Source organism: Caballeronia sp., assembly GCF_049581465.1.
GTDB lineage: Bacteria > Pseudomonadota > Gammaproteobacteria > Burkholderiales > Burkholderiaceae > Caballeronia.
In genome coordinates this window covers 1-4710 of record NZ_JBAUSA010000489.1, presented here as the reverse complement: position 1 = coordinate 4710, position 4710 = coordinate 1, and the positions used below count along the sequence as shown (strand labels likewise).

General features: G+C 61.5%; 4 protein-coding genes. 3 read left to right on the top strand and 1 reads right to left on the bottom strand.

Going from position 1 to position 4710, the window contains the following annotated elements:
* From acnA to WCA53_RS11965, 3 genes are all read left to right on the top strand, one after another.
* Positions 1-2586: aconitate hydratase AcnA (gene acnA / locus WCA53_RS11975; protein WP_423909800.1), on the top strand; the 2586-nt coding region annotated here is incomplete at its 5' end.
* Positions 2587-2769: 183 nt separating this feature from the next.
* The gene (locus WCA53_RS11970) at positions 2770-3006 is read left to right on the top strand and encodes a FitA-like ribbon-helix-helix domain-containing protein (RefSeq protein WP_423909803.1); all 237 of its coding nucleotides are present in this window, start codon (positions 2770-2772) and stop codon (positions 3004-3006) included.
* A complete protein-coding gene (locus tag WCA53_RS11965; RefSeq protein ID WP_423909797.1) occupies positions 2993-3409 on the top strand; it encodes a type II toxin-antitoxin system VapC family toxin in 417 nt (138 codons plus the stop codon). Before WCA53_RS11970 ends, WCA53_RS11965 begins: the two co-directional genes overlap by 14 nt.
* A gap of 41 nt (positions 3410-3450) precedes the next feature.
* On the opposite strand, the gene WCA53_RS11960 is transcribed toward WCA53_RS11965, so the two are convergent.
* Positions 3451-4710, bottom strand: a 1260-nt coding sequence (locus WCA53_RS11960) for an NAD-dependent succinate-semialdehyde dehydrogenase (RefSeq protein ID WP_423909794.1), incomplete at its 5' end; no start/stop codon positions are given.

The window sequence follows — 4710 nt, the reverse complement described above, 5'->3', positions numbered from 1 at the left end:
GTGCTGGAATCCGTACTGCGCAATTACGATGGCAAGAAAATCGGCGAGGAACACATCAAGCAACTGGCTAGCTGGAAGCCGGTCGCCGAACGCACGGACGAGATTCCGTTCGTCGTCGCGCGTGTCGTATTGCAAGACTTTACCGGCGTGCCGCTGCTCGCCGACATCGCTGCCATGCGCGGTGTCGCCAAGCGCGCGGGCAAGGACCCGAAGGCCATCGAGCCGCTCGTGCCGGTCGATCTCGTGGTGGATCACTCGGTCCAGATCGACTACTTCCGCCAGGAAAACGCGCTCGACCTGAACATGAAACTGGAATTCCAGCGCAATAACGAGCGCTACCAGTTCATGAAGTGGGGCATGCAAGCCTTCGATACATTCAAGGTCGTGCCCCCGGGCGTCGGCATCGTGCACCAGGTGAACCTGGAGTATCTCGCGCGCGGCGTCCACAAGAAGGCGATTGAAGGCGACACCGTGTATTACCCGGATACGCTCGTCGGCACGGACAGCCACACGACCATGATCAATGGCATCGGCGTGGTGGGCTGGGGCGTGGGCGGTATCGAAGCGGAAGCGGGCATGCTCGGCCAGCCGGTGTATTTCCTGACGCCGGATGTGGTGGGCGTCGAGCTGAAGGGCAAGATTCGCGAAGGCGTGACGGCGACCGACCTGGTGCTGACCATCACGGAAATGCTGCGCAAGGAGAAGGTCGTCGGCAAGTTCGTCGAGTTCTTCGGCGAAGGCACGACGTCGCTGTCGCTGCCGGACCGGGCGACCATCGGCAACATGGCTCCCGAGTACGGCGCGACCATGGGCTTTTTCCCTGTCGATGAAAAGACCATCGGCTACTTCAAGGGCACGGGCCGCACGGACGCTGAAATCTCCGCGTTCGAAAATTATTTCCGCGCGCAGAACCTGTTCGGTGTGCCGAAATCCGGCGAGATCGACTACACGAAGACGGTCACGCTCGACCTCGGCACGGTAGCGCCGTCGCTGGCGGGTCCGAAGCGTCCGCAGGATCGCATCGAAATCGGCAACGTGAAGTCGAACTTCACCGAACTGTTCTCGAAGGCTGTCAGCGACAACGGTTTCGGCAAGAAGGCCGCCGACCTGGGCAAGCAATACACGACGACGAACAAGGTCGACGTGAAGAACGGCGACATCCTGATCGCCGCCATCACGTCGTGCACGAACACGTCGAACCCGAGCGTCTTGCTCGCCGCCGGCCTGCTCGCGAAGAAGGCGGTGGAAGCCGGCCTCACCGTGGCGCCGCACATCAAGACGTCGCTCGCGCCGGGATCCCGGATCGTGACCGAGTACCTGACCAAGACCAACCTGCTGACCTATCTCGACCAGCTCGGCTTCACGCTGGCCGCCTACGGCTGCACGACGTGTATCGGCAATGCGGGCGACCTGACGCCGGAACTGAACGACGCCATCACGAAGAACGACATCGTGGCGGCCGCCGTGCTCTCGGGCAACCGCAACTTCGAAGCGCGCATTCACCCGAACATCCGCGCGAACTTCCTGGCTTCGCCGCCGCTGGTCGTGGCGTATGCCATCGCCGGCAACATGACCGTCGACCTGATGACGGAACCGGTTGGCAAGGGCAAGAACGGCAAGGATGTGTTCCTCGGCGACATCTGGCCGACGAGCGACGAAGTCAACGATCTGCTGAAGTACGCGCTCGACGCTGACGCGTTCCGCAAGAACTACGCCGAGCTCACGAAGCCCGGTGACTTGTGGAGCAAGATCGCGGGCGAGGAAGGTCAGGTCTATGACTGGCCGAAGTCGACGTACATCGCCGAGCCGCCGTTCTTTGGCGACAACTTTTCGATGACCCCGGCCGACAGCATTCCGCCGGTCAAGGGCGCGCGTCCGCTGGGCATCTTCGGGGACTCGGTCACGACCGACCACATCAGCCCGGCTGGCAACATCAAGGAAAGCTCGCCGGCGGGCGTGTGGCTCAAGGCGAACGGCGTGCAGAAAGCCGACTTCAACAGCTATGGCTCGCGTCGGGGCAACCACGACGTGATGATGCGCGGCACGTTTGCCAACGTGCGGATCAAGAACCTGATGATCCCGTTGACAGCCGACGGCACGCGCGTGGAAGGCGGCGTGACGATATTCCAGCCGAGCGGCGAAGAAATGTCGATTTACGATGCCGCGATGAAGTATGTGGAGCAAGGCACGCCGACCATCGTGTTCGCGGGTGAGGAATACGGTACGGGGTCGTCGCGCGATTGGGCCGCGAAGGGCACGCAATTGCTCGGCGTGAAGCTGGTCGTCGCACGCAGTTTCGAACGGATTCACCGCTCGAACCTGGTTGGCATGGGCGTGTTACCGCTGCAGTTCAAGGGGTCGGACAGCGTCCAGACATTGAACATCACGGGCGAGGAAACGTTCGACCTGGAAGGTCTTTCCGCCGATATCAAGCCGCAGCAGGAAGTGACGCTCGTGATCCATCGCAAGGATGGCAGCGAGCAGCGCGTTGCGGTGTTGCTGCGTATTGATACGCCGATCGAAGTGGATTACTACAAGCACGGCGGGATCCTGCCGTTCGTGCTGCGCTCGCTGCTCGCGGCGTAAGCCGCGGGTTGTAGTGGTAGAACTGTTTTGCAGGTGACCGCGCTCTAATGAGATCAGGGCGCGGTTGCGTTGAACCCGGCTTCGGCCGGGTTTTTTTTCGCGGGTTTTCGATGCGACATGCTATCAATGCTAGCTAAATTAAAATACCGTGCTAACATTGCTATCATTCAGATGGAGGTCGCAATGGCTAATCTTCTTGTACGAGGGCTTGACGAATCGCTGGTGCAAAGTCTGCGCGAGCAAGCCGCCGCCCATGGGCGCAGTGCTGAGGCAGAGCATCGCGAGATTCTTGCGCAGGCACTGAGCCGACCCAAAAAACGCAGTTTCACGGAGGTGCTGGCCAGCATGCCGAATGTCGGTGAAGACGCTGATTTCGAGCGGGTTCAGAGTTCCAGCGAGGCACCGCGTGTATTTGATTGATACGAATGTAATTAGCGAGCTGCGCAAGGGCGACCGAACCAACCAAGGCGTTCGCAAGTTTTTCAGGCAAGCCGAAAAACACCATTCGGGGATGCATTTGTCCGTTGTGACAATAGGCGAATTGAGACGGGGACTGGAATTGATCAGGCATCGGGGTGACGACGCGCAGACCACGCTGCTGGAAGCCTGGATGACGACGTTACTCAATGATTTCGCGCTGAACGTCATCGGGATTGACGAGGACGTTGCGCAGTTGTGGGGACGTCTGCGGGTGCCGCATCCGGAAAACGAACTCGACAAGCTGATTGCCGCTACCGCGCTGATTCATGATCTGACGGTAGCAACGCGCAACGTAAAAGATTTCGCTTCGACGGGCGTGAGACTGGTCAACCCGTTCGAATAAAAGCGGCACGACGCGGCTTCGCCGCGCTGTGCCGCTGCGCTTCAACGATGCTCGCTCACAAACTTCGTCACGAGATACGCTTCCATCGCTTCACTGCCGCCTTCCGAGCCGTAGCCGGAATCCTTGACGCCGCCGAACGGCGTTTCCGGAAGCGCCAGCCCGTGGTGATTGATCGATACCATGCCACTTTCTATGTCGGCGGCAACCGCCGCGGAGGTCGCGCTGGAACGCGTGTACGCGTAGGCCGATAACCCGTACGGCAAGCGGTTCGCTTCGGCGATCGCTTCGTCATAGGACTTGAAGGTCGTGATCGGCGCGATCGGACCGAACGGTTCTTCGGTCATGATCCGCGATGACAACGGTACGTCAGCGAGCACGGTCGGGGCGAAGAAGTACCCCTCACGGCCAATGCGTTCGCCACCCGTCAATACCCGGGCGCCCTTCTCGACGGCATCCGCCACCAGCCGTTCCATCGCTTCGAGCCGGCGGCCGTTGGCCAGCGCGCCCATTGTCACGCCTTCTTCCAGGCCGTTGCCGACCTTGATCTTCTGCGTCGCTGCGACGAAAGCCGCGGAGAATTCCTCGTAAGCGGACTCCTCGACGATAAACCGCGTCGGCGAAATGCAGACCTGGCCGGCGTTGCGGAACTTGGCTGAGGCCAGAAGCTTGGCGGCGCGAGGAATGTCGGCGTCGGCGAAAACGAGCGCCGGAGCGTGACCGCCAAGCTCCATCGTGGCGCGCTTCATGTGCTCCCCGGCCAAGGCGGCCAGCAACTTGCCGACGGCCGTCGAACCCGTGAACGAGATCTTGCGGATCGACGGATGCGCGATCAGGTACTCCGAGACATCGGCGGGAACACCGAACACGAGGTTCAGCGCGCCGGCGGGCAAGCCGGCATCGACATAAGCCTGGACCAGCGCAGCGCAGCTCGCTGGCGTTTCTTCCGGTCCTTTCAGCACGAACGAGCAGCCTGCCGCCAACGCCGCCGATACCTTGCGCACGGCCTGGTTGATCGGGAAGTTCCACGGCGTGAACGCGGCGACCGGGCCAACCGGCTCGCGCGTCACGATCTGGCGCACGTTTTCAGCGCGCGACGGAATCACGCGGCCATACGTGCGGCGCGCTTCTTCTGCGAACCAGTCGATCGTGTCGGCAGCGCCCAGCACTTCACCGCGCGATTCCGCCAGCGGCTTGCCCTGCTCCATTGTCATGATTGCGGCGATTTCCTCGGCGCGGTCCCGAAGGTTTTGAGCAGCGCGGCGCATCAGCTTGCTGCGGTCGAACGCCGAAACCCGGCGCCA